This window comes from Streptomyces odontomachi (assembly GCF_024435355.1).
In the GTDB taxonomy this organism is placed as follows: domain Bacteria; phylum Actinomycetota; class Actinomycetes; order Streptomycetales; family Streptomycetaceae; genus Streptomyces; species Streptomyces odontomachi.
The window spans coordinates 341,152-365,071 of record NZ_JAMJWG010000005.1; the positions used below are offsets into that span (position 1 = coordinate 341,152).

14 protein-coding genes and 1 tRNA gene are annotated in these 23,920 nt (G+C 70.7%); 7 read left to right on the plus strand and 8 right to left on the minus strand.

Features of this window, described 5'->3' with window-relative positions; translation table 11 throughout:
• Positions 1–111: 111 nt before the first annotated feature.
• The 5 genes from NQO67_RS14265 to NQO67_RS14285 all read right to left on the minus strand — a co-directional run bounded on the left by NQO67_RS14265 (position 112) and on the right by NQO67_RS14285 (position 5,080).
• Complete coding sequence (locus NQO67_RS14265) at positions 112–705, minus strand: 50S ribosomal protein L25/general stress protein Ctc (protein WP_255950286.1); 594 nt, start codon at positions 703–705, stop codon at positions 112–114.
• A gap of 340 nt (positions 706–1,045) precedes the next feature.
• Entirely contained in the window at positions 1,046–2,032 is a 987-nt protein-coding gene (locus NQO67_RS14270) for a ribose-phosphate diphosphokinase (RefSeq protein WP_255950287.1), read from the minus strand.
• Between the two features lie 369 nt (positions 2,033–2,401).
• On the minus strand, positions 2,402–3,967 hold the full coding sequence (glmU, locus tag NQO67_RS14275) for a bifunctional UDP-N-acetylglucosamine diphosphorylase/glucosamine-1-phosphate N-acetyltransferase GlmU (RefSeq protein WP_255950288.1): 1,566 nt from the start codon (positions 3,965–3,967) through the stop codon (positions 2,402–2,404).
• Between the two features lie 136 nt (positions 3,968–4,103).
• Positions 4,104–4,174 (minus strand) — tRNA-Gln (locus NQO67_RS14280).
• 6 nt (positions 4,175–4,180) lie between these two features.
• Positions 4,181–5,080, minus strand: a complete 900-nt coding sequence (locus NQO67_RS14285; protein WP_255950289.1) for a hypothetical protein — start codon at positions 5,078–5,080, stop codon at positions 4,181–4,183.
• A gap of 186 nt (positions 5,081–5,266) precedes the next feature.
• Between NQO67_RS14285 and NQO67_RS14290 the strand changes: the two genes are divergently transcribed.
• Positions 5,267–6,694 carry a sensor histidine kinase gene (locus tag NQO67_RS14290; protein WP_255950290.1) on the plus strand — a complete coding sequence of 476 codons (1,428 nt, stop codon included), beginning with the start codon at positions 5,267–5,269 and terminating at the stop codon, positions 6,692–6,694.
• A 113-nt stretch (positions 6,695–6,807) separates the two neighbouring features.
• On the opposite strand, the gene NQO67_RS14295 is transcribed toward NQO67_RS14290, so the two are convergent.
• Together NQO67_RS14295 and NQO67_RS14300 are read right to left on the minus strand one after the other, a co-directional pair.
• Positions 6,808–7,320, minus strand: a complete 513-nt coding sequence (locus NQO67_RS14295; protein ID WP_255950291.1) for an SUKH-3 domain-containing protein — start codon at positions 7,318–7,320, stop codon at positions 6,808–6,810.
• Between the two features lie 221 nt (positions 7,321–7,541).
• Positions 7,542–8,192, minus strand: a complete 651-nt coding sequence (locus tag NQO67_RS14300) for a YwqJ-related putative deaminase (RefSeq protein ID WP_374118986.1) — start codon at positions 8,190–8,192, stop codon at positions 7,542–7,544.
• A 620-nt stretch (positions 8,193–8,812) separates the two neighbouring features.
• Here NQO67_RS14300 and NQO67_RS14305 point away from each other — a divergent pair.
• The 5 genes from NQO67_RS14305 (at position 8,813) to NQO67_RS14325 (ending at position 18,130) form a co-directional block, all read left to right on the plus strand.
• Complete coding sequence (locus NQO67_RS14305; RefSeq protein WP_255950292.1) at positions 8,813–9,817, plus strand: SMI1/KNR4 family protein; 1,005 nt, start codon at positions 8,813–8,815, stop codon at positions 9,815–9,817.
• Positions 9,818–9,824: 7 nt separating this feature from the next.
• The gene (locus NQO67_RS14310; RefSeq protein ID WP_255950293.1) at positions 9,825–12,800 is read left to right on the plus strand and encodes an SUKH-4 family immunity protein; all 2,976 of its coding nucleotides are present in this window, start codon (positions 9,825–9,827) and stop codon (positions 12,798–12,800) included.
• 431 nt (positions 12,801–13,231) lie between these two features.
• Complete coding sequence (locus tag NQO67_RS14315) at positions 13,232–14,134, plus strand: coiled-coil domain-containing protein (RefSeq protein WP_305125779.1); 903 nt, start codon at positions 13,232–13,234, stop codon at positions 14,132–14,134.
• Positions 14,135–14,744: 610 nt separating this feature from the next.
• Positions 14,745–15,563 carry an ABC transporter ATP-binding protein gene (locus tag NQO67_RS14320; RefSeq protein WP_255950294.1) on the plus strand — a complete coding sequence of 273 codons (819 nt, stop codon included), beginning with the start codon at positions 14,745–14,747 and terminating at the stop codon, positions 15,561–15,563.
• Positions 15,560–18,130 carry an ABC transporter permease gene (locus NQO67_RS14325; protein WP_255950295.1) on the plus strand — a complete coding sequence of 857 codons (2,571 nt, stop codon included), beginning with the start codon at positions 15,560–15,562 and terminating at the stop codon, positions 18,128–18,130. Before NQO67_RS14320 ends, NQO67_RS14325 begins: the two co-directional genes overlap by 4 nt.
• A 156-nt stretch (positions 18,131–18,286) precedes the next feature.
• Here the strand turns inward: NQO67_RS14325 and NQO67_RS14330 are convergent, their stop codons facing one another.
• Complete coding sequence (locus tag NQO67_RS14330) at positions 18,287–19,660, minus strand: hypothetical protein (RefSeq protein WP_255950296.1); 1,374 nt, start codon at positions 19,658–19,660, stop codon at positions 18,287–18,289.
• A gap of 451 nt (positions 19,661–20,111) precedes the next feature.
• On the opposite strand from NQO67_RS14330, the gene mfd reads away from it, so the two are divergent.
• On the plus strand, positions 20,112–23,669 hold the full coding sequence (mfd, locus tag NQO67_RS14335) for a transcription-repair coupling factor (protein ID WP_255950404.1): 3,558 nt from the start codon (positions 20,112–20,114) through the stop codon (positions 23,667–23,669).
• Positions 23,670–23,920 lie beyond the last annotated feature (251 nt).

The window sequence follows — 23,920 nt, forward strand, 5'->3', positions numbered from 1 at the left end:
TACCGGCGAGGCCGGTGCGCCGACACCGTCGACGCACCGGCCTCCTTGAAGACCTCAGCGGCCGGCCAAGCGGCCGGAAATCCGCAGGGTTGCGACCGTGGCCGGAAACCCTCAGGCCTCCACGGCCTCCTCTTCGGCCTCGGCACCCTCGGCCGGCGCCTCCTCGGCCTGCGCCGCCAGCACCTGGAGGACCACCGCGTCGTCCTCCACGGCCAGGGCCACACCGGACGGCAGGGCGATGTCACGCGCCAGCACCGACGCACCGGCCGCCAGACCCTCGATGGACACCGACACCGACTCGGGGATGTGGGTCGCCTCGGCCTCCACGGGCAGGGCGTCCAGCACGTGCTCCAGCAGGTTGCCGCCCGGCGCGAGCGCACCCTCGGTGAGCACGCGGATCTCGACGGACACCGTCTCGCCGCGGTTCACCAGCAGCAGGTCCACGTGCTCCAGGAAGCCCTTCAGCGGGTCGCGCTGGATCGCCTTCGGGATCGCCAGCTCGTTCTTGCCCTCGATGTCCAGCGAGAGCAGAACGTTCGGCGTACGCAGCGCCATCTGGAGGTCATGGCCCGGCAGCGTGATGTGAACGGGGTCGGCGCCGTGGCCGTAGAGCACACCCGGCACCTTGTTCGCACGGCGGATACGGCGCGCGGCGCCCTTGCCGAACTCGGTACGGGGCTCTGCGGCCAGCTTCACTTCGGACATCTGCACTCCTCGCAACTCGTCGACACCCGGTCGGGCGCCGACCTCGGATGATCGGGTTCCCGGCTCGATGAGCTGCTCGGTGAGCCTGCTCGATGAGCTGGAAAGGTCACCCGGCCAGACGACTGGCCTGCCACGAAGAGCGCGTCGATAACGGACCGCCGCACACGAAGTGCGACCTCCCTCGCCGAGCAACGTCCCCCAGACTACCCGGCGGGCAAAGCAGCCCCCAAAACGGCCGACGCGCCCGACCCCGACCACACGCCCGCCCCCTCACCGTCGGAGAGGGGGCGGGCGTCATGCGACCGGCGACGAAGGGCGGGCGTCTCCCGCTCCTGCCCCGCTACTGGTACTGCTCCTGCTCCTCGAACAGGCTCGTCACCGAGCCGTCCTCGAAGACCTCGCGCACCGCCGTCGCGATCGTCGGCGCGATCGACAGCACCGTGATCTTGTCCAGCTCCAGCTCGCTCGGCGTCGGCAGGGTGTTCGTCAGCACGAACTCGCTGACCTTCGAGTTCTTCAGACGGTCCGCGGCAGGCCCGGACAGCACACCGTGCGTCGCGGTCACGATCACATCGGCCGCACCGTGCGCGAACAGCGCCTCGGCCGCCGCGCAGATCGTGCCCCCGGTGTCGATCATGTCGTCCACCAGGACGCAGACCCGGTCCTTCACATCGCCGACCACCTCGTGCACCGTCACCTGGTTCGCCACGTCCTTGTCGCGGCGCTTGTGCACGATCGCCAGCGGCGCACCGAGCCGGTCGCACCAGCGGTCCGCCACCCGCACCCGGCCGGCGTCCGGCGAGACCACCGTCAGCTTGTTCCGGTCGACCTTGGCACCCACGTAGTCCGCAAGGATCGGCAGCGCGAAGAGATGGTCCACCGGACCGTTGAAGAAGCCCTGGATCTGGTCCGTGTGCAGATCCACCGTGAGGATCCGGTCCGCGCCGGCCGTCTTCATCAGGTCCGCCACCAGGCGCGCCGAGATCGGCTCACGGCCCCGGTGCTTCTTGTCCTGGCGCGCATACCCGTAGAACGGCACGATCACGGTGATGCTCCGAGCCGAGGCCCGCTTCAGCGCATCGATCATGATCAACTGTTCCATGATCCATTTATTGATCGGCGCGGTGTGGCTCTGAATCAGAAAACAGTCCGCCCCACGAGCGGACTCCTGGTAGCGGACGTAGATCTCGCCATTGGCGAAATCAAATGCCTTCGTCGGCACGGTCGCGACGCCGAGCTGATGGGCCACTTCCTCCGCCAGCGCGGGGTGCGCCCGGCCGGTGAAGAACATCAGCTTCTTCTCGCCCGCCGTCTTGATCCCGGTCACAGCACTGTCTCCTCGGCAGTCTCAGGGTTCTCAGCCGCTGCACCCGCACGCGTCCCTGTGCGACGAGCCAGCCACGATGTGTTCGGGGGGACAGCCCCCGGGCCCCCGCATTTGTGCACGTAACACGGTACGCCGTCTTTGGCGCGCCACTTTCCGGCCACCTTCTGGCCACTTCCTGGCCAGAACGAGGCGTTACGATCCACTGCGGAGCGCTACGACGCTGTAGCCCACGACAATCCATGGCACCCGGCCACTCGACCGGCCGACCCATGACCCGGACCCACGCCCGCTGAACACGACGCGCGCCCGTACCCGTAACCCGGACCCGCGAGCCCAGCGCCCCGCGAACCCGTCACACCCGCCCGCGGATCAGTCGCCGTCGTCCGACCCGCCGGAAACCTCGCCCGACGCCTCCGCGGCCGCGGCCTCCTCAGCTGCCTCCGCGGCCTTCGCCGCCGCACTCCCCGGACGCTTACGCGCCACCCAGCCCGCGATGTTCCGCTGCTGACCGCGCGCCACCGCCAACGAACCAGGCGGCACATCCTTCGTGATCACCGAACCGGCGGCGGTGTACGCACCATCGCCAACCGTCACCGGTGCCACAAACATGTTGTCTGAACCCGTACGGCAATGCGACCCCACCGTCGTGTGGTGCTTTTCCTGACCGTCGTAGTTCACGAACACGCTCGCCGCACCGATATTCGTGTACTCACCAATCGTCGCATCCCCCACGTACGACAGATGCGGCACCTTCGTGCCCTCACCCACCGACGCGTTCTTCATCTCCACATACGTCCCGGCCTTCGACTTCGGACCCAGCCGAGTACCCGGACGCAGATACGCATACGGACCCACACTCGCCCCGGCACCCACCTCAGCCGCGTCCGCCACCGCGAACTCCACCCGCGCGCCCGCGCCGACCAGGGTGTCCCGCAACCGCGAGTGGGGCCCCACCTCGCAGCCCTCCGCCAGATGCGTCGACCCGAGCAACTGCGTCCCCGGCTGCACCACCGCATCCCGGCCGAACGTCACCCCCACGTCGACCCAGGTCGACGCGGGATCCACCACCGTCACACCGGCCAGCATCGCCCGCTCCAGCAGGCGGTCGTTGAGAATCCCGCGCGCCTCGGCCAGCTGGACCCGGTTGTTGATCCCGGCGATCTCACGGTGGTCGTCCGCCAACGCCGCACCCACCCGGTGCCCGGCCGCCCGCAGGATGCCGAGCACATCGGTCAGGTACTCCTCGCCCTGACTGTTGTCCGTACGCACCTGCCCCAGCGCCTCGGCCAGCAACCGGCCGTCGAACGCGAACACGCCCGAATTGATCTCCCGGATCGCACGCTGCACATCCGTCGCGTCCTTGTGCTCCACGATCGCGGTCACCGCGCCGGTCGCCTCGTCCCGCACGATCCGGCCGTAACCCGTCGCATCCGGTACCTGAGCCGTCAGCACCGTGACCGCGTTGCCGTCGGCGGCGTGCGCGGCGGACAGCTGCCGGAGCGTTTCCCCAGTGAGCAGCGGGGTGTCCCCGCAGACCACGACCACGGTGCCGTCCACCGGCGGAACCGCCGCCGACGCCACCGGTTCCCGAGCGGCGCCGCCCAGCTCCTCCAGGGCGATCCGCACGGCATGCCCCGTGCCCCGCTGCTCGTGCTGCACCGCCGTACGCGCCGCCGGGTCGACCTCGGCACAGTGCGCGGCCACCTGCTCGCGCGCGTGCCCCACCACGACGACGACCTGCTCCGGCTCCAACTCCCGCGCCGCGGCGAGCACATGGCCCAGCAGCGAACGGCCGCAGATCTCGTGCAGCACCTTCGGTGTGGCCGACTTCATGCGGGTGCCCTCCCCAGCGGCGAGCACGACGACGGCGGCCGGTGCGGGCGTACCCTCCCCGGCTTCGGCCGAGTCGGGAACGTGGGGAAGGTTGGAGCTCATGGTTGCCCTTCGGCTGGGGTGCGGGAGACGTCCTGGTGTTCGGGTGAGGGGATATCCGCAGAATACTGGGGGGAGCGGGGGCGAGCATGGAAGCGGGTCCTGACCTGGGAGGTCAGGACCCGAACCGAGCATCAAGCTCCCGGGGGAGGACTCGAACCCCCATGATCAGAACCAAAATCTGACGTCTTGCCCTTAGACGACCCGGGATTGCCGCTATGCCCGATTTTCCGGACCGTGTGCGGAGGCAGCCCCTACTATGCCGTACCACCACCCCTCGATGCGACGGTACAGGTCGGCGCTCTGTAAGACCCTGAGCATCAGGCAGCCGCGGTAAGCCTCGCTCACGTTCTTCCGGATGGTCTTCGGGTTGTGCTTCTTGAGTGTTGTCTTGCCGAAGCGCACATTCGGGCCGACGACGCGGGCCCAGTACTGCTCGGCTGCTGACACGTCCGCGGATTCGTGGATCATGACGTGGCACCGCAGCCGTTCGGGTTCGATCTCCAGTAGGCGGAGCCAGTCGAGGAATACCCGGATGAGCTCTGGGTCGCTGTTGACGATGGTGACCCTCTCCCGTCTGGCGTACGACTTGTCTTTCGCTCCCTCTGACCAGTAGAGCGCCACGCCCGTGAGGAGGAGATCCCGGTCGCTCAGGGCGCCGATTTCCTGCTTGGCGGTGTGCTTGGTCTGCTGCCGCTCGGCGTCACGCACGGCGTGCTCGTGCTCCCAGCGTTTCGTCGCCGCCAGCTTCGCCTGCTCGGACGGCGGGCGCTGCTCCGGCCTCGGCAGATCCCGCACCCACAACGAGATCGAACTCTTCGAGCACCCCAGCTCCGCCTGTATCCGGTCGTACGTCCACCCCTGGAGGCGCAGCTCGCGGGCCCTGTCGCGCAGGTCGTCCTTGGCGTTCGGGCGCGTGGTCCATTCGGGGGCGGGTTCGCCCTGGAGGAGGCGGTTGAGGATGTCGTTGTTGTGGACGTGGAGGCGGTCGCGGATCTGGCGGCGGCTGAGGCCGGCGCGGCGCAGGGTGAGGGCCTGGGTGCGTAGGGCTTCGAAGTCGGCGTACCCGGTGCTGCGGTGGCTGTCGGTGTCGGTGTCGCTGTGGCCGTTGTTCATGAACCGCACTCTTGTGCGGAATACCGGCTTCCGGCGCTGAACTTGTGCAATTCACCGTTTCGGGTAATCAGTATTCTTTTCGTCTTTATTCGAACGCAGGTCGTGTCCGGGATCACTGGAAAACGTCGGGAACCCGCCGGGAAAACCCCTCGAAAAAGGCCCGTCCCCCGCCCGTACGCTGGGGGCATGACCACGGAGGGGGAAGACCGCGCAGTGGCCCCGGGTGGGCCCCTGTGGTGGGAGCGTCCGCGCGGGGCCGTGCTGGACGTGGGGCTCGGTGTGCTGTCGGCCCTGGAGTGCGGGATCGAGGGGGTCGACTTCGCGGGGGCCACGGGTGTGCCGGTGCCCGTCGCCGTGGTGTTCGGGCTGCTGGCGGGTTCGGTGCTGGTGCTGCGGCGGCGGTTCCCGGTGGCGGTCGTGCTGGTGTCGATCGCGGTGACGCCGGCCTGGATGGGCTTTCTGATGTCGGTCGCCGGGCTGTTCACGCTGGCCGCTTCGGAGTTGCCGCGGCGGGTCATCGGGGCGCTGGCGGGGATGTCGTTGACGGCGACGTTGATCGTCACGTTCGTGCGGGCGTGGCAGGGCATGGCGCACGGTGATCTGACCGTGGGGCACTGGGCCGTTCCGTTCCTGGCGATCACGATGTCGCTGGGGTTGACGGGTCCTCCGGTGCTGCTGGGGTTGTACGTGGGGGCGCGCCGGCGGTTGATGGAGAGTCTTCGGGAGCGGGCGGATTCGTTGGAGCGCGAGCTTCAACTGCTGGCCGAGCGTGCCGAGGAGCGTGCGGAGTGGGCGCGGGGTGAGGAGCGCACGCGGATCGCGCGGGAGATGCACGACGTGGTGGCGCACCGGGTGAGCCTGATGGTGGTGCATGCGGCGGCGTTGCAGGCGGTGGCCTTGAAGGATCCCGAGAAGGCGGTGCGCAATGCGGCCATCGTGGGTGACATGGGGCGGCAGGCGTTGACGGAGTTGCGGGAGATGCTGGGGGTGCTGCGGGCGGGGCAGAGCCTGTCGGAGCCGGCTTCTGCCGTGGGGTCGGTGGGTGCTGCGGAGCCGTCGGCTTCTGCGGGGTCGGCGCTGTCCGGGCCGGAGCGGGAGCCGGAGCCGGTGCCGTTGGCGGCGGTGGGGGAGGCCGCGGCGGCGGCGGCGCGTCGTGCGGTTGCGGAGGCGGCGGACGGGGTGGGGGAGCCGCAGGACGGGGCGTCGGACGGTGGCCCGAGCCTGGCGGAGCTGGATGAGTTGCTGGGGCAGTCGCGGGCCGCCGGCGTGGTGGTGGAGCTCTTGGTGGAGGGTGTGGAGCGTTCGTATCCGCGTGCGGTGGAGCAGACGGCGTATCGGGTGGTGCAGGAGGCGCTGACGAACGTCCACAAGCATGCGGCGGGTGCGAAGACGTATGTGCGGCTGGCGCATCGCGCGGCGGAGATCGCGATGCAGGTGGAGAACGAGTCGGTGCCGGACGGCGACGGTGCGAGCGCCAGGTTGCCGAGCGGCGGAAACGGCCTGGTGGGGATGCGGGAGCGGGTTTCGGCGCTGGGCGGGGTGTTCGTGTCGGGGCCGACGGACGGGGGCGGGTTCCGGGTTTCGGCGGTGATTCCGGCGGCGGTCGGGCAGTAGGGGTTGGGGCGGGGCGGCGCCCGGGTGTCGTGCGGCGGCCTGCATCGGGGCGTGGCGGCGCGCGCGGCGTCGGTGCCGCGTGGCGTGTCAGGCGTTCCGGGCGCGGGGTGGCGTCAGGCGGTGGTGAGCCGGAGGGGCGGGGTTCCGCAGAGCAGCGCGACGAGGGCGTGGTCGAGGTCGGGGCCGAGGTACCAGTCGCCGCTGTGGTCGAGGCTGTAGACGCGTCCGGTGGTGTCGATGGCGAGCAGGGCCTGGGGTTCGCCGGTGTCGCCGGTGGTGGTGATCTCCTGGCCCAGGGGACTGATCTCGGTGTCGAGGGCGCGGCCGAGGTCGTTGAGGGTGCGGGCCATGTGCAGGCCGTGCAGGGGGTCTATGTGGACGGTTGCGGCGGCGATGCGGTGGCCGGGGTCGGTGGGTGCGATGTGCAGGGCGCCGAACTCGGCCCAGGCTTCCACGGCGGCGGGGAAGAGGGCGTGCCGGTGCCCGGCGGGGGAGAGGTGGTCGCGCAGGGTGTCGGCCCAGTATTCGGCCTGTTTGATGTTGCGGCGGCCGGGTTGCCAGCCGGCGGCGCGCAGGGCGGTGTCGACGGGGGCGGGGAAGCGGGTGGACGTGCGGTCGGGGTGCATCGGTGTCGTCTCGTTCGGGCGGTCGGGGTGGCTGCGGCGGTGCGCGGGCCGTGCCGACGTTGTCTGGTGCGGTCGGCGTGGGGGGTGCGGCCGTGGTGGGCGGTCGGCGGGTGGCCGGTGGTGCCCGGTGGTGCGGGGGCGCCTGGTTGGGCGCGGGTGAGGCCGGTGGTGCGGGTGGCGCCGGGGCGCGTGTGGGCGCCCGCGCGGGTGCGCGGGGGCGTTCAGCTGTCCGGGGCTGCGGTGTCCACGACGTGTACGCCGAAGTGGGCGGCGAGCGCGGTGCAGGCGCGGCAGGGCGCGGCGTAGCTGCCGTGCAGCGGGTCGCCGTCCTCGCGGATGCGGCGCGCGGTGAGCTTGGCGTGTTTGAAGGCCTTGCGGGCTTCGTTGAGGCTGATGGGTTTGCGCTGGGCGCGCTTGCTGCGTGCGGTGTCGGTGGCGTCGATGTGGCGGGAGACGAGCAGGGTCTCCGCGCAGCGTCCGGTGAAGCGGTCGCGTTGGTCGCTGACCAGGGTGTCGAGGAACTCCTGGACGAGCGGGTGCAGGGTCGGTGCCGTGTCGCCGCGGGCCGCGGTGCCGGTGAGGGTGGTGCCCTGGACGGAGAGCGCGGCGGCGACGTTGGGCAGGATGCCGTCGCGGCGGTGCCGCAGCAGTGGCGCGGGCGGAAGTCCGGTGCCGTGCGGGTCGGTTCGCGGGTCGTGATGGCCGGTTCGCGGGTCCTGGTGGCCGTATGGTCCGCCTGCGGTGGTGTGCGGTGCGGCCTGGTGGGGCAGTTGGGGCGTGGGGGCATGGGGGTCCGGGCCATGCGGCGCCGGGCCGTGACGGTCCGTGTCGGTCATGGCGTGTGTGCCGGTGTTCGTTTGTGTGCTGTACATGGTCGTGCTTCCCTCCCGACCCCCGGCTGTGGCCCCGTGATGCGGTGCACTGTCGCGGCCGTCACGCCCCCGAGGTGCGGGGACAGCCTGCCAAATGGCGTGGCCGCCGTGGTAGCTGAGGCCCGTCGACACGCGGGTGACATCTCCGCCCGTCATATTGACGTAACTGAGGGTCACTGAAACGGAGGCCCGATGACCGCTGGAGTCCTACCGCTTAGGCTGTCGTCATCCGTGGCATGCCGCGCGCGGGCAGGTGGGGACACCCAGCACACTGGGCACGACGGCGTGGACGGTGTGGTCGCCGTGGGCGGTGGCCGGCAAGCGGGCGGGCGGACCGTGGGCACGGACCCGGTACGTGGCGGGTGCCACCGGAGCGCAGCCGTCGCGGAGGCGGCGTTCGTCACAGTGTCGCGGACGCGGCGTTCGTCACAGCCGCAGCAGATACAACAGCCACAGCACATCCGGACAGCGCACACGGCGCACGCAGCACGCGCTCGACAGGCAAGAGCAGTACCCGCACGACAAGTAACCGACGTAAACGACGTAACAGTCGCAACAGACATAAAAGCCACAGCAGTCACTAGGACAGCAAGAGCAGGACGCAGCAGGGGGCTACCGCCATGACGACAGGTCGGCTCGGTCTTGGGGCGCCCGGTGCGCCGACCGGGGGACAAGCCGCACCGCCGAACGCGGCGTACGCCGGGCAGGTCGTGCACTTCCCGGACCCGGTGCGGGCCGCCCGGCATCCCAGAGGTGTCCGGGTGGACGAGCGGGGCTACCCGGACTTCTCGCCGTACGCGCGGGCCGCGGCCGAGATCGCGGAGCCGCCGGAGGGTTTCGGCGTCGACGAACTGCGCCTGACGGACTATGTCTCGGCGAACGCGGCCCTGTCGGCGCAGGGGAACCCCCTGTGGAGCGCGATCCCCGCGGTGGCGACCCCGCACGGTTGGACGTGGCACCACACGGTGGGCACCCGCCGCCTGGAGCTGGTGCCGGTCGAGGTCAAGGCGTTGCTGCGGCACCACGCCGGGCTTGCGACGGCAGCGGTGGACCAGAACAAGCGCGGTACGCGCGCCCTCCAGGAGACCCGGCCGACGCATTTCGGCCTGCCGAAGTCCGGTCTTGCGGTGTCCGAGCAGCAGGTGCAGGGCATCGAGGAGGACCTGGGCTACCGCCTGCCGGGGGCGTACCGGACGTTCCTGAAGGCGGCGGGCGGGTGCGCCCCGGTGGGGGCGGCGCTCGACGCGGAGTTGGGTCTGCTGGTGGACCAGCCGTTCTTCACGGTGCGCGGCGAGCCGGCGATCGATGACCTCGTCTATATGAACAAATGCCTGCGCGATCACCTGACCAAGGACTACCTGGGCATCGGGTTCGTGCAGGGCGGCCTGCTCGCGGTGAAGGTCAAGGGTGACCGGACCGGTTCGGTGTGGTTCTGCGCGTACGACGACGCGCGGGACCAGGACGGCTGGCCGGTGGCCGATCGCGTGGCGCATCTGCTGCTGCCGTGCGGTGATGACTTCGACGCCTTCCTGGCACGGCTCGCGGGCAATCCGCCGGAGTTGGAGACGGTGGCGAACCTGATGGTGGACGGCGGATTCGCACGTGCCGTCCCGGTGGGGGAGTGAGGCTCGAATGGTGACGTTCGCGCAGGCGCAGGACCGCGCCGAGGAATGGATCAACGGTGGCGTGCCCGCGTACCAGCACCGTGAGGTGCGGTTGCGGGAGTTCGAGCTGGGCTTCGTCGGGTGGGCGGAGGACCGGGCGGACGGCCCTCGTTCGGAGGGCGGTGCGCAGCGGCTCGTCATCGCACGGGACAGCGGCGAGGTGACGCTGTGGCCCGGCCTTCCGGTGGGTGAGGTGATCCGCCGGTACGAGGAGGAGTACGGCGCCCCGGACGAGCCGGCGCCCGCCGCCACGGCTCCGACCCCGGAGAATGTCGACCTCAACCAGACGTCGTTCCTGCTGAGCCCCCCGGAGTGGCTCCAGGAGGCGGCGGACCGGATGGGCGTTCCGGACCGGCGCGCGGATGCCGCGGCGGCGGGCACGGGCGCGGCGGCCGTATCGGAAGCGGATTCCGATACGGGTTCGGGCGCTCGCCCGGATGCGGACTCGGGTGCGGCTTCGGGTGCGGCTTCGGGCACCCGTTCGGACACGGGCTCGGGTGTGGACTCGGGTGCGGCTTCGAGCGCTCGCTCGGACACGGGCTCGCATTCTGGTGCCGGCTCCCCGGTGGGCTCCGACGCGGGTCCGGTGGCCTGGCCGGAGGCGGGTCCGGGGTCGGGCGCTTCACTTTCCGATTCGGCCGGTGCGCCGGGGCCCGTTGGGCCCGTTCAGGCCGATGGGCCTGCCGGTGCCGGTGCCGGTCGGGTGCCGGATGCGGGAGCCGCTGGTGGTCCGGCGGTCCCCGCCGCTGGGCAGGGCCCGGCTGCGGGTGCTGAAGGGGGCGCGCCGGCGCACTCAGGTGACGCGGCCGGGGCGACGCCCTGGGCCGGTACGGACACCAACGCGGACGCCGGTGAGGACCGCTCGGTACCGCTGCCCGCCACCGTTTTCGCACCGCCGCTGGCCGGTCTGGACGACGAGCCGACGCCGCCTCCGGTGACCAGTCCTGAAGCCAAGACGGCCCTGATGTCGGGCGGCAGCCAGTTGCCGCAGACGGCCGTGGCGCCCGCACTCGACGCGTTGGGCGGCCCCGGGATGCCGCCGCCGTACGGCTATCCACAGGCTCCGGGAGCGCACGGGGCTCCGGGGGCTCCGGGAGTGGGCGCGCCGGGCGGTACGGGCGCGCCGGGCGCACCCGATGGAGCTCCTCAGGGGCCCTACGGCCCGGGTGTACCTCAGGGTGCGCCCCCGCACGACGCGTCGCAGGGCGGCTCGCAACCCTCCGCGCCCCAAGGCGCCGTGTCGGCCAGTGACATCGCCGACGCCGCCACCAGCAAGGCCACGCCGCCGCCCCGTCGGCACGGCGCCGGGACGCCGCCTCCACCGGGTGCCCCGGGCACGCCTGGTGCCGGTGCGCCGCCCGCCCCGGGTGCCCCGGGAGCCGGTGCACCGCCCGCTCCGCCTGGACCGGGCGCGCCCGGTGGCGGCCCTGCGGGCGGCTACGTGCCGACGCAGCTGGTGCAGTCACTCGGCGGTCCTGACGGGATCGGGGCGGTCCCCGGTACGCCGCCTCCGCCGCCCGGCTCGACCCCGCCCCCGCCTGGTTCCACGCCGCCTCCGCCCGGCACGCCGTCGGGCAACGTGCACCACGCGGCAACGATGCTGGCGGACCCGAGCCAGGGCGGCCTGAGCATCCCGAAGCCGCCTGGTCCCGGTGCGCCGGGCACGCCGCCCCCGCCGCCCGGTGCGACGCCGCCGCCTCCGCCGGGTGCGCCCGGCGCTCCGGGCACCCCGCCGCGCGGTACGCCCGGCAACAACGTGCACCAGGCCGCGACGATGCTGGCCGGTCCCGCCGTCGGCGGCCCCGGTATGCCTCCGCCGCCCGGTGCGACGCCTCCGCCGCCCGGGTCCACGCCGCCGCCCCCGGGGATGCAGGGTGGCCCCGGTACGCCCCCGCCCCCGCCCGGTCAGGGGATGCCCGGCGCCCCTCCGCCGCCCGCCACGTACGGCTATCCGCCGCAGCCCACGGGCCAGCCGACCGTGGGGCCCGGCTACCAGGCGGTGCTGCGTTACCGTGCGGCCGACGGCTCCGAGCAGCAGATCATCCGCCGCTCGGCGCCCGGCACCCCGCATCCGGAGTGGCAGATCCTGCATGAGCTCCAGGCGATGAACGTGCCTCCGCAGCAGGTGCTCGAACTGCACACGGAGCTGGAGTCGTGCGAGCTGCCGGGTGCGTACTGCGCCCGCATGATCCGGGAGAACTGGCCCCAGGCCCGCATCACGTCCATCGCTCCGTACGGCAGGGACCACGCGTCCCGGCAGCAGGGCATGCAGCAGCTCCTCGCGCACCAGGGGGAGCTGCATCAGGTGGCGGACGGCCCGGCACGGCTTGCGCCGATGCGCGCCCCGCTGCCGCCCGTGCCGCCGGCGCCGCCGCTGCCTCCGGAGGGCATCGCCCAGGAGATGGCTGCCGCCTTCGGTCCCGGTGTCTTCCGTTTCGACCAGCGGGCGGTGTCCCGGCAGGGCGTCCCGGAAGCGGTGGCGACGACCCTGATGTGGGCGGGGCTGCCCGTCGAGATCAGGCCGTTCTTCTGGGCGCAGGCCCAGCCGGGCCGTCCGGTGCCGACCCTGCTGGAGATGGCCCAGGAGCGTGGCGTGCCGGCCGCCCCCGACGCGGGTTCCTATCTCGTCGTCGGCAGCGACTTCGGGCGTGCGATCTGTGTCCAGTACGGCACCGCGCACATCGTCGCCGTGCCGGTGGAGGCCGGTCCGGGTGGTGCACCCGTGCCGCCGCAGTTCGTGAACACGGGGATCCCCGAGTTCGTCCGCTGCCTGGCCCTGCTGGGTCGTATGTGGCAGCTGCGAGTGGGGCTCAACCAGGAGCAGGCGGGCCGCTGGACCGTCGACTTCCAGTCCCAGCTGGCCTCCCTCGACCCGGCCGCACTGGGGTCCCCGGAGAGCTGGTGGTCCGTCCTCCTTGAACAGATGTGGGACGGGTTGCTCTGACCGGTCGCTTATAGGGGTTGCTCTGACCGGCCGCTTATAGGGCCGGTCTAAGGCCGGTTGCTCCCCTCCGGCGGAGGGGGCACCCCTTACGCAAACGTGGACGACGTCCCGTATGCGCGTGCTACCACGCGCATACGGGACGTTTCCTTTGGTGTCCTTCCGGCGCGCTGCGACGTCCAATTGGTGCCGTTCCGGGCCGGTGTCGAGGGCGCGGTCTGCACGTAGGCGCCTCCAGATTCGGACTTTCGGCATCAAGGGGTGCATTCTTTCTTGGGTGAATGGGCGGAGTGTCGCGTTATGAGTACTTCCGCTTGATCCATCAAGATGTGCGCCACATCGCGTGGTACGCGTGCGATGCGTCCGACTGCGCCGCGCGCATCGGGCAGCGCGGCGTGCCGCGTGCAGCTCGTGCCGGCCGGAGAAGGGGAATCATGGTGAGCAGGGGATCCGCATCGCCGCACGGCTTCGCCGTCGTACGAGGCCGTGGCTACCGTCCCAAGCAGGTGGACCAGCGCCTTGTGGCCCTGGCCCGGGAGCGTGACGGGGCATGGGAGCGGGCGGCCCGACTGACCGTCCTCGTCAGGGAGATGGAGGCGGAGGCGGAACGGCTGCGTGCGGCCGTGGCGCGGCTGGCCCCGCAGACGTACGAGTCGCTGGGCGCGCGGGCGAGGCAGTTGCTGGCGCTGAGCCAGGAGGAGGCGCTCGTCGTGCGGGCGGGCGCCCAGGAGGAGGCGCGACAGCTCACGGAGGCGGCGGAGCACGAGGCGCGCGAGGTGCGCGAGGCGGCGCGCGCCTATGCGGAGACGCTGCGTGCGGAGGCGGACGAGCGGGCCGGGGAGCGGGTGTCGGCCGACCGCGCGAGCGCCGAGGAGCTGCGCACGGCCGCCGGCGACGACGCCCAGGAGACGCGCGCGGCGAGCCTTGCCCTGCTGCGCGAGATGCGGGAGCGCGTGACGGGTCTGCTCGCCGAGCAGGAGCGCGAGCAGGGCGAGCGGTGGGCGGCTGCCGAACGTCAGATCGCCGAGCGCGCGGCGCACCTGAAGGAGCACTACACGGAGCTGGCGGTCGCGGCCCAGGCAGGGTTGCGGGACGCGCAGCTGACCTATGCGAAGGCGCAGGAGGCGGCCGGGCACGCGCAGGAGGACGCGGAGGCGTACGCGGCGGAGCTGCTCTCCGAAGCGCGGATGCGCAAGGAGCGGATCGGGCGTGCGACGGATCGGCAGCTCGACGAGCACCGTGCGCAGTGGGAGGCGATGCGGTCCGAACTGGGCCGCCTCCTGGGCGGCCTCAAGACCCTGCCGGTGTGTGACACCCCGCCGGAGGAGCCGTCCTGAGCGTCCCGCCGGGTGGGTTCAGGGTCCTCCCTGAGAGCCTGGGGGTGCCCCTGAGAGGGGTGCAGGCTGTGCGTTTGCCCCTCCCGTAGCGGGAGGGTGGATGCTGTGTGAGCGCTGGGGTGGAGAGGACCCCGAGGCCGGGTCATACGTCGGGTGGAGTGCCCCTAGGGGATCCTCCGTACTTCGGACCGGGGCACGTTCGTACTGCTGGAGGACGAGTCGGTGCCGGCCGCCACTTAATCTGTCTTTACACGACGGATCGGGGCGACGGGGCGATCGTCGGTGGCCGGAGCCGAGGCGGGTGTTGTACCGCCGGGGGCGGCGCCGGGACCACGATTGCCGCGTCTCCTGCGCTGCACCGCAGTTTGGGGGGTGGGGTTTTCCCCAGCAAAAGACTGCGCTGTACCTCAGCGCGGCCGGGCCCGTCGTGGCGGCAGACTGAAGGCATCGAGCGCAGCAGGGCTCAAGCGGATTCTGTGGGGGGCAGCCGCGGCACCGTGGCCGTTGTGGCCCCCACCACCAGGCAGGGCGTCATCGACGTCATGCCCCATCGCACCCGACCGGTCGGACGAAGACCGTCCGGTCCTCCGACCGACATAGGAGACTTACCGTGACTACGGCTGTAACCATTCCCAGGCACGGGGGCACTGGAGGGCGTACGGCCGCAGCCGCCCGGGCCCGGCAGGTCGTCAAGGCCTACGGCGCCGGCGAGACCCGCGTCCTGGCCCTCGACAACGTCGACGTGGACATCGCCAAGGGCCAGTTCACCGCGATCATGGGCCCGTCCGGGTCCGGCAAGTCGACGCTGATGCACTGCCTGGCCGGCCTGGACACCGTGACCTCTGGCCAGATCTATCTGGACGAGACCGAGATCACGGGGCTGAAGGAGAAGAAGCTCACCCGGCTGCGCCGGGACCGGATCGGCTTCATCTTCCAGGCGTTCAATCTCCTGCCCACGCTCAATGCGCTGGAGAACATCACGCTCCCGATGGACATAGCCGGCCGCAAGCCCGACCAGCAGTGGCTGGACCGTGTCGTCGAGACCGTCGGGCTGGCCGGCCGGCTGAAGCACCGCCCGTCGCAGCTCTCCGGCGGTCAGCAGCAGCGGGTCGCCGTGGCCCGTGCGCTGGCGGCCCGCCCGGAGATCATCTTCGGTGACGAGCCCACCGGAAACCTGGACTCCCGGGCCGGCGCCGAGATCCTCGGCTTCCTGCGCCGCTCCGTGGACGAGCTCGGCCAGACCATCGTGATGGTCACCCATGACCCGGTCGCCGCCGCCTACGCGGACCGTGTGCTGTACCTGGCCGACGGCCGCATCGTCGACGAGACGTACAACCCGACGGCGGACCAGGTCCTCGAGCGCATGCTGCGTTTCTCCGGCGAGCAGTCGACCGCCCACCGTGCAGAGAGCGGGGGGCACCGGTCATGACCGTGCTCAAGACCTCGATGCGCAATTTCTTCGCGCACAAGGGACGCATGGCGCTCTCCGCCATCGCCGTCCTGCTGTCCGTGGCCTTCGTCTGCGGCACCCTCGTGTTCACCGACACGATGAACACCACCTTCGACAAGCTCTTCGCCGTGACCTCGGCCGATGTCACGGTCGGCCCCAAGGGTGCCAAGGAGGACGAGCAGACGGACAGCGGCACCCCGGACTCGCTGTCGGCCGCCACCCTGGCGAAGGTCCGCTCGGTGGACGGCGTGCAGTACGCCGAGGGCGCCGCCTCCAGCGTGGCCGTCACCGTCGCCGACGCGCACAACAAGAGCATCGGCTCCGACACCGGCGCCCCCACCATCGCCGCCACCTGGACCCGTGACGACCACCGGTCCATGAAGGTCACTTCGGGTCACGCCCCGCACGGCGCGTCCCAGGTGATGGTGGACGCCGACACCGCGGACAAGCACCACCTCAAGCTCGGTGACACGCTGCGCACCATCACGGCCACCGGTGACTTCACCGCGAAGATCTCCGGCATCGCCACCTTCCAGGTGACCAACCCGGGCGCCGCGATCGTCTACTTCGACCTGCCCACCGCGCAGCGTCAGCTGCTCGGCAGCACCGACCGCTTCACACATATCAACGTCGTCGTCGACCAGGGCTTCACCGACGCCCAGGTCAAGAAGAGCCTGATCACGGCGCTCGACGGGCCCTACTCCATCAAGACGCAGAAGGAGAGCGCGGACAGCAGCCGCGAGCAGGTCGGCTCGTTCCTCGACGTGATGAAGTACGCGATGCTCGGCTTCGCCGGGATCGCCTTCCTCGTCGGCATCTTCCTGATCATCAACACCTTCTCGATGCTGGTTGCGCAGCGGACCCGCGAGATCGGCCTGATGCGCGCCATCGGCTCGTCCCGCAAGCAGGTCAACAGGTCCGTGCTGGTCGAGGCCGTGCTGTTGGGCGTCTTCGGCTCGGCGCTCGGCGTCGCCGGTGGTGTCGGCCTCGCGGTCGGGCTGATGAAGATGATGGCCACCATGGGGATGAAGCTGTCCACCGGTGACCTCACGGTGAAGTGGACCACGCCCGCCGCCGGTCTGCTCCTCGGCATCGTCGTCACCGTGCTCGCCGCCTACCTCCCGGCCCGCCGGGCAGGCAAGGTCTCGCCGATGGCGGCCCTGCGCGACGCGGGCACGCAGGCGGACGGCAGGGCGGGCCGGGTGCGCGCCGTCTTCGGCGTGGTGCTCACGGCGGCGGGCGCGGTCGCGCTGTACGCCTCGGCCGACGCGACGAAGTCCAGCGAGGGTTCGCTGTGGCTCGGTCTCGGCGTGGTGCTCACCCTGATCGGGTTCATCATCATCGGGCCGCTGCTCGCGGGTGTCGTGGTGCGTGTGATCAGCGCGGTGGTGCTCCGCCTGTTCGGGCCCGTGGGCCGGATGGCCGAGCGCAACGCGCTGCGTAACCCGCGCCGGACCGGCGCCACCGGTGCCGCCCTGATGATCGGTCTCGCCCTGGTCGCCTGCCTGTCGGTGGTCGGCTCGTCCATGGTGGCCTCGGCCACCGAGGAGTTGGACAAGTCGGTCGGCGCGGACTTCATCGTGCAGTCCCCGACCGGGCAGAAGATCGTGCCGCAGGCCGCGAAGGCCATGGAGGCCACGCCGGACCTCGACCACGTCACCCACTACCTGGCCGTCCCCAGCAAGGTCACCGCGCCGAACGGCACCTCGGAGAAGCAGGACCTGGTCGCCGCCGACCCGACCTACGCCAAGGACCTGCGCCGTGAGACCACCGCGGGCACCCTGACCGCGGCCTACGGCGAGAACGCCATGTCGGTCGGAGCGGAGTACGCGAAGAAGCACCACATCAAGGTCGGCGATGTGATGACCGTCGACTTCACCGCGGGCGAGACGGCCCGGCTGAAGGTCGCGGCGATCACGTCCGACGACACCAGCCTGGACCAGGGCGCGATGTACACGAACATCACGACGGCCCAGAAGTACGTCCCGGCCGACCGGCTGCCCAAGGACATGATCATGTTCGCCCAGGCGGAGGACGGCAAGGAGAAGCAGGCCTACGCCGCCCTGAAGCACGCGCTGGCCCCGTACCCGCAGTACAAGGTGCAGGACCAGACCGACTTCAAGAAGGACCTGAAGGACCAGATCGGCCAGCTGCTCAACCTGGTCTACGGTCTGCTGGCCCTGGCGATCATCGTCGCGGTGCTCGGGGTGGTGAACACCCTGGCCCTGTCGGTGGTGGAGCGCACCCGTGAGATAGGCCTGATGCGCGCCATCGGTCTCTCCCGCCGCCAGCTGCGCCGCATGATCCGCCTGGAGTCCGTCGTCATCGCCCTCTTCGGTGCCCTGCTGGGGCTCGGTCTGGGCATGGGCTGGGGGGCCACCGCTCAGAAGCTCCTGGCGCTGGAGGGCCTGCGCACCCTGGACATTCCCTGGCCGACCATCATCACGGTCTTCATCGCCTCGGCGTTCGTCGGTCTCTTCGCGGCGCTGGTCCCGGCGTTCCGCGCCGGCCGGATGAACGTGCTGAACGCCATCGCGACGGAGTAGGCCCACGGGGGACCCCTTCCGCTGACCACCGGGCGGGGACACGGGGAACGGGGAAAGGAAGGCCCGGCTACCGGATGAGGGAACGCATCCGGTAGCCGGGCCTTGCGTTGCGGGTGCCTCTCCTTGTGGGCGGCCGGTTCCCTACGCTCGAAGGGATCAGTTCGGTGCGTGGATGTTGTCGGACGGGTTGGCCGCGTAGTCCCTGGTGGCGCCCCGGACGTACGCGTCGACCGGGCTGTTGCCGGAGAAGTACTGCGCGATGGACCCGTCGAACGGCGTGGCCGAGACATTGCGGCCGTAAGCGTCGGTGTAGACGGTGGTCGGGCCGCTGTTCTTCAGCGTCAGCGTGCCCGGCCGGAACTCACGCAGCGTCCCCTTGAACGGTGAACGCGTGTCGTCCCACGTCACGGTGCCGGACTGCTGGCGGACCTGGTCGCAGTAGTAGCCGGGGATGCCCGGGTTGTAGCAGAGGTCGACCTGGCGGGCGAGCTTGTTCGCGCTGTTCGGGTCGTAGTAGCGGCTGGGGTTGAGGACGTAGAACAGCGGGGCGATGTGGAGGTTCAGCTGCGAGCTGCTGATGGTCACATCGGAGAACCAGAACTCGTGCAGGTCATAGCTGTCGAACGGGACGTATGTGCCCGTGGTGGGCTCGTAGTGGGTCTTGCCGTCCCTGATCGCCTGGATGCAGTCGGCTGAGGTGATGAGCCGACCGAGCGACCGGGTGTCCGAGGGCGAGTCCCCGGGGACCGCGGGACCGACGTTCGTGAACCGCTCCCCGAAGTTGGGTCCGGGACAGTCGGTGCTCCGGAAGCCGCCCGGGGTGCCGAACGGGATCAGTGCGCTGAACCTGGCCTCGACGGTCTGCCCGGTGCTGTTGTAGGTGCAGCGGAAGTTGTCGATCAGCTCGTGCACGTTGTTGGTGAACGCGTCCGGCGAGTGCGTGCCCTGATGGATCTTCAACAGCACGTCGCAGGTGGCGATGGTGGTGCCGTTCGGGGGGTAGAAGCTGGTGCCGTCGTCCCCCTGGATCACGTTGACGTTGTTGACCGCGAGGACCTTGTGGCCGACGTGGTCCTCGTGGCGGTGGCTGGACTCCGGTGACGATTCCATCAGCCGTTCGCTGGTGTAGCCGAAGGCCGGCCAGCCGGCCGTGGAGAACAGCTCGGAGGTGCGCGGGTCGTCGCCGTGCTCGTGCCCGAAGGCGCACCCGCTGGGGTCCTTCGCCGGGTGCCAGGTCGGATAGACCTTGCCGTCGGGTCCGTACGTCCAGTACCGCGCGTGGATCTCCTTGGAGCACTCACCGGCGCGCGGTGTGTACCCGGTGCCGTTGACGATGAGGTCGTAGGCGTGGCTGATCGGTGCGTCAGCCGGCGGTGGCTCCTTGCCCCACGCCGGGTTGTCGGTGATCGAAGCGGTCGTCGAGGGGCTGGTGTCCGCCTGTGCGGTGAAGGTGGTGGCCACCAGGCCGGCGACGGCTGCGGCGGTCGCGGCCAACCACATCCGGGGCCGCCGGTATCGGTGCAGTTGCATGAGGGTCCTCCAGGGAGCGCGCGCGAGCCCGAAGATAGTCATGGCCATGCCAAAAGCTGCACCGGAAGTGGCCTGTCGAACGGCACGGATCCATGCGTCTGCCGGTTCGCGCGGAAGGATGATCGGAAGATGTGCGGAGCCAGGCTGCCCCCGTCGAAGTGCCCCCAGACCTCGACTCTGGCCCTCGGTACGGTGGTCTGTATACCGCCCGGCTATCGCTGTGCGCAATCCCGTGCGTACATTCTGTTGCCCACGACGGGGGTCCATGCCGTCGGGCACCTGCGGCTCACTCGTTCCGGTGGCGGCCGGTCCCCTTGTCTCGGAGTTGTCCACAGGCACAGGTCCGGGTCCGCACCGCGGGTCGTCGGCGACGTAGGCTGGAGATTCCTTGCCCACCCGCCTACGCATGCGGGCGGGCCCCTCGCTGCCCACCCGGACGGAATACCTGTTCATGAGCCTGTACGGCCTGCTCGACGCCGTCACCGAGGATGCTGCCCTGGCGGAAGCGATCACGGCGGCCACCGACGGCAACCGCATGCACATCGATCTGGTGGGCCCCCCGGCCGCCCGTCCCTTCGCAGTGGCCGCGCTCGCCCGCGAGACCAAGCGCCCCGTACTGGCGGTCACCGCGACCGGCCGGGAGGCCGAGGACCTGGCAGCGGCGCTGCGCAGCCTGCTGCCGCCGGACGACGTCGTGGAGTACCCCTCATGGGAGACGCTGCCGCACGAGCGGCTCTCCCCCCGCTCCGACACGGTCGGCCGCCGCCTCGCCGTGCTGCGCCGCCTGTCCCATCCGAGCGCCGACGACCCCGGCGCCGGCCCCGTCTCGGTGATCGTCGCACCCGTGCGTTCGGTGCTCCAGCCGCAGGTCAAGGGCCTCGGTGACCTGGAGCCGGTGGCTCTGCGCACCGGCATGCAGGCCGACCTGGAGGAGACCGTCGACGCGCTGGCCGCCGCCGCCTACGCCCGCGTGGAGCTGGTGGAGAAGCGCGGCGAGTTCGCCGTGCGCGGCGGCATCCTCGATGTGTTCCCGCCCACGGAGGAGCACCCGCTCCGGATCGAGTTCTGGGGCGACGACATCGAGGAGATCCGCTACTTCAAGGTCGCCGACCAGCGCTCCCTCGAAGTGGCCGAGCACGGGCTGTGGGCGCCGCCCTGTCGTGAGCTGCTGCTCACCGACGAGGTGCGCACCCGGGCCGCCGAGCTGGCCGAGTGCCACCCCGAGCTGGGCGAGCTGCTCGGCAAGATCGCCGAGGGCATCGCCGTGGAGGGCATGGAGTCCCTCGCCCCGGCCCTCGTCGACGACATGGAGCTGCTGCTCGATGTGCTCCCCATAGGGAGCATGGCCATGGTGTGCGACCCGGAGCGGGTGCGCACCCGAGCCGCCGATCTGGTGGCCACCAGCCAGGAGTTCCTCCAGGCGTCATGGGCGGCGAGCGCCGGGGGAGGGGAGGCGCCCATCGACGTCGGCGCGGCCTCCCTGTGGTCCATCGCCGACATCCGCGAGCGCGCCCGCGAGCTGGGCATGATGTGGTGGTCGATCTCGCCGTTCGCCTCGGACGAAGAGCTCGCCGACGCCCTGGCGGACGACGTCGCCGACACCCTCAAGCTCAGCATGCACGCCCCCGAGACCTATCGCGGCGACACCGCACGTGCGCTCGCCGACACCAAGCAGTGGCTGGCCGACGGCTGGCGCACCGTCTTCGTCACCGAAGGCCACGGCACAGCGGCGCGCACCGTGGAGGTGCTCGGCGGCGAGGGCGTCCCGGCCCGGCTGGACACCGACCTGACCGAGCTCACCCCGTCCGTGGTGCACGTCTCGTGCGGCTCGATCGACTACGGCTTCGTGGACCCAAGGCTGCGCCTGGCCGTGCTCACCGAGACCGATCTGTCCGGCCAGAAGGCCGCCGGCCGGGACGGCGCGCGGATGCCCGCCAGGCGTCGCAAGACCATCGACCCGCTCACCCTCGAAGCGGGCGACTACATCGTCCACGAGCAGCACGGCGTGGGCCGCTACATCGAGATGGCCCAGCGCACCGTGCAGGGCGCCACCCGCGAGTACCTGGTCGTCGAGTACGCGCCCGCCAAGCGCGGCCAGCCCGGCGACCGGCTCTACATCCCCACCGACCAGCTGGAGCAGATCACCAAGTACGTCGGCGGTGAGGCTCCCACCCTGCACCGCCTCGGCGGCGCCGACTGGACGAAGACGAAGGCCCGCGCGAAGAAGGCCGTCAAGGAGATCGCCGCCGACCTGATCAGGCTCTACTCGGCCCGCATGGCGGCACCCGGCTACGCGTTCGGCGCTGACACCCCCTGGCAGCGCGAGCTGGAGGACGCATTCCCCTACGCCGAGACCCCCGACCAGCTCACGACCATCGCCGAGGTCAAGGAAGACATGCAGAAGACGGTTCCGATGGACCGCCTGATCTGCGGCGACGTGGGGTACGGCAAGACGGAGATCGCGGTGCGCGCCGCCTTCAAAGCCGTCCAGGACGGCAAGCAGGTCGCCGTGCTGGTGCCGACGACCCTGCTGGTGCAGCAGCACTTCAGCACGTTCTCGGAGCGTTACGGGCAGTTTCCGGTGAGCGTGCGGGCGCTGTCCCGCTTCCAGACCGACACCGAGGCCAAGGCGGTCATCGAGGGCCTGCGGGACGGCTCGGTCGACATCGTCATCGGAACCCACCGGCTGTTCTCGTCCGAGACCAGGTTCAAGGACCTGGGCCTGGTCATCGTCGACGAGGAGCAGCGCTTCGGCGTGGAGCACAAGGAGCAGCTGAAGAAGCTCCGCGCCAACGTCGACGTCCTGACCATGTCCGCCACCCCCATCCCGCGCACCCTGGAGATGGCGGTCACGGGCATCCGCGAGATGTCGACGATCACCACCCCGCCGGAGGAGCGCCACCCGGTGCTCACCTTCGTGGGGCCCTACGAGGAGAAGCAGATCGGCGCCGCCATCCGCCGGGAGCTGCTCCGCGAAGGCCAGGTCTTCTACATTCACAACCGCGTCGAGTCCATCGACCGTGCCGCCGCCCGGCTCCGCCAAATCGTGCCCGAGGCACGGATCGCCACCGCGCACGGCCAGATGTCGGAGCAGGCGCTGGAGCAGGTGGTGGTGGACTTCTGGGAGAAGCGCTACGACGTCCTGGTGTCCACCACGATCGTGGAGTCCGGCATCGACATCTCCAACGCCAACACCCTGATCGTCGAGCGCGGCGACACCTTCGGCCTGAGCCAGCTGCACCAGCTGCGCGGCCGGGTCGGCCGGGGTCGCGAGCGCGGCTACGCGTACTTCCTCTATCCGCCGGAGAAGCCCCTCACGGAGACCGCGCACGAACGCCTCGCCACCATCGCGCAGCACACCGAGATGGGCGCCGGCATGTACGTGGCCATGAAGGACCTGGAGATCCGCGGCGCGGGCAACCTGCTCGGCGGGGAGCAGTCCGGGCATATCGCGGGCGTCGGCTTCGACCTGTACGTACGGATGGTCGGCGAGGCCGTCGCGGACTACCGCGCCTCGGTCGAGGGCGGCGGCGAGCCCGAGGAGGCGCCGCTGGAAGTCAAGATCGAGCTGCCCGTCGACGCGCACGTCCCGCACGACTACGCCCCCGGCGAGCGCCTGCGCCTCCAGGCCTACCGGGCCATCGCCTCCATCACCAAGGAGGACGACATCAAGGCGGTGCGCGAGGAGCTGACCGACCGCTACGGCAAGCTGCCCGAGCCGGTGGAGAACCTGCTCCTGGTCGCCGGCCTGCGGATGCTGGCCCGGTCCTGCGGAGTCGGCGAGATCGTCCTCCAGGGCAGCAGCATCCGCTTCTCCCCGGTGGCCGAGCTGCGCGAGTCCCAGGAGCTGCGCCTCAAGCGGATCTACCCGGGCGCCCTGCACAAGCCTGCCACCCGCCAGATCCTGGTGCCCCGGCCCAAGACGGCCAGGGTGGGCGGCAAGCCGTTGGCCGGGCGTGAACTGCTCTCGTGGACGGGTGAGTTCCTGACGACGATCCTGGACTCGTAACGGGCTGTACCGGCGATGTTGAACGACGAGGGGGAGCGAGCGGCATGTTCGGGCACGGAACGTAGGCGAGTGGCCGCGCTCGGTGGTGAAACGCACCGCGGCGTGGCCGGAGTGTGACATTCCGGTTTGATCGGTCGGAAGAGGACGGCCGGCACGGCAGTCCTCCACCGGATCTGCGCTATACGCTCTGACTCTGCTTCGCGCGCTGGGCGGCCGCACCGACGGTCACAAGTCCGGCCGGCAAAGCGGAA

Bases quoted from the DNA above. Each gene is read 5' to 3' on its own strand.
- mfd (WP_255950404.1), top strand. From the start codon at position 20,112: ATGAGCCTGTACGGCCTGCTCGACGCCGTCACCGAGGATGCTGCCCTG.
- NQO67_RS14305 (WP_255950292.1), top strand. From the start codon at position 8,813: ATGACGACAGGTCGGCTCGGTCTTGGGGCGCCCGGTGCGCCGACCGGG.
- NQO67_RS14295 (WP_255950291.1), bottom strand. From the start codon at position 7,320: ATGCACCCCGACCGCACGTCCACCCGCTTCCCCGCCCCCGTCGACACC.
- NQO67_RS14330 (WP_255950296.1), bottom strand. From the start codon at position 19,660: ATGCAACTGCACCGATACCGGCGGCCCCGGATGTGGTTGGCCGCGACC.
- NQO67_RS14325 (WP_255950295.1), top strand. From the start codon at position 15,560: ATGACCGTGCTCAAGACCTCGATGCGCAATTTCTTCGCGCACAAGGGA.
- glmU (WP_255950288.1), bottom strand. From the start codon at position 3,967: ATGAGCTCCAACCTTCCCCACGTTCCCGACTCGGCCGAAGCCGGGGAG.
- NQO67_RS14285 (WP_255950289.1), bottom strand. From the start codon at position 5,080: ATGAACAACGGCCACAGCGACACCGACACCGACAGCCACCGCAGCACC.
- NQO67_RS14265 (WP_255950286.1), bottom strand. From the start codon at position 705: ATGTCCGAAGTGAAGCTGGCCGCAGAGCCCCGTACCGAGTTCGGCAAG.
- NQO67_RS14300 (WP_374118986.1), bottom strand. From the start codon at position 8,192: ATGTACAGCACACAAACGAACACCGGCACACACGCCATGACCGACACG.
- NQO67_RS14315 (WP_305125779.1), top strand. From the start codon at position 13,232: ATGGTGAGCAGGGGATCCGCATCGCCGCACGGCTTCGCCGTCGTACGA.
- NQO67_RS14310 (WP_255950293.1), top strand. From the start codon at position 9,825: ATGGTGACGTTCGCGCAGGCGCAGGACCGCGCCGAGGAATGGATCAAC.
- NQO67_RS14290 (WP_255950290.1), top strand. From the start codon at position 5,267: ATGACCACGGAGGGGGAAGACCGCGCAGTGGCCCCGGGTGGGCCCCTG.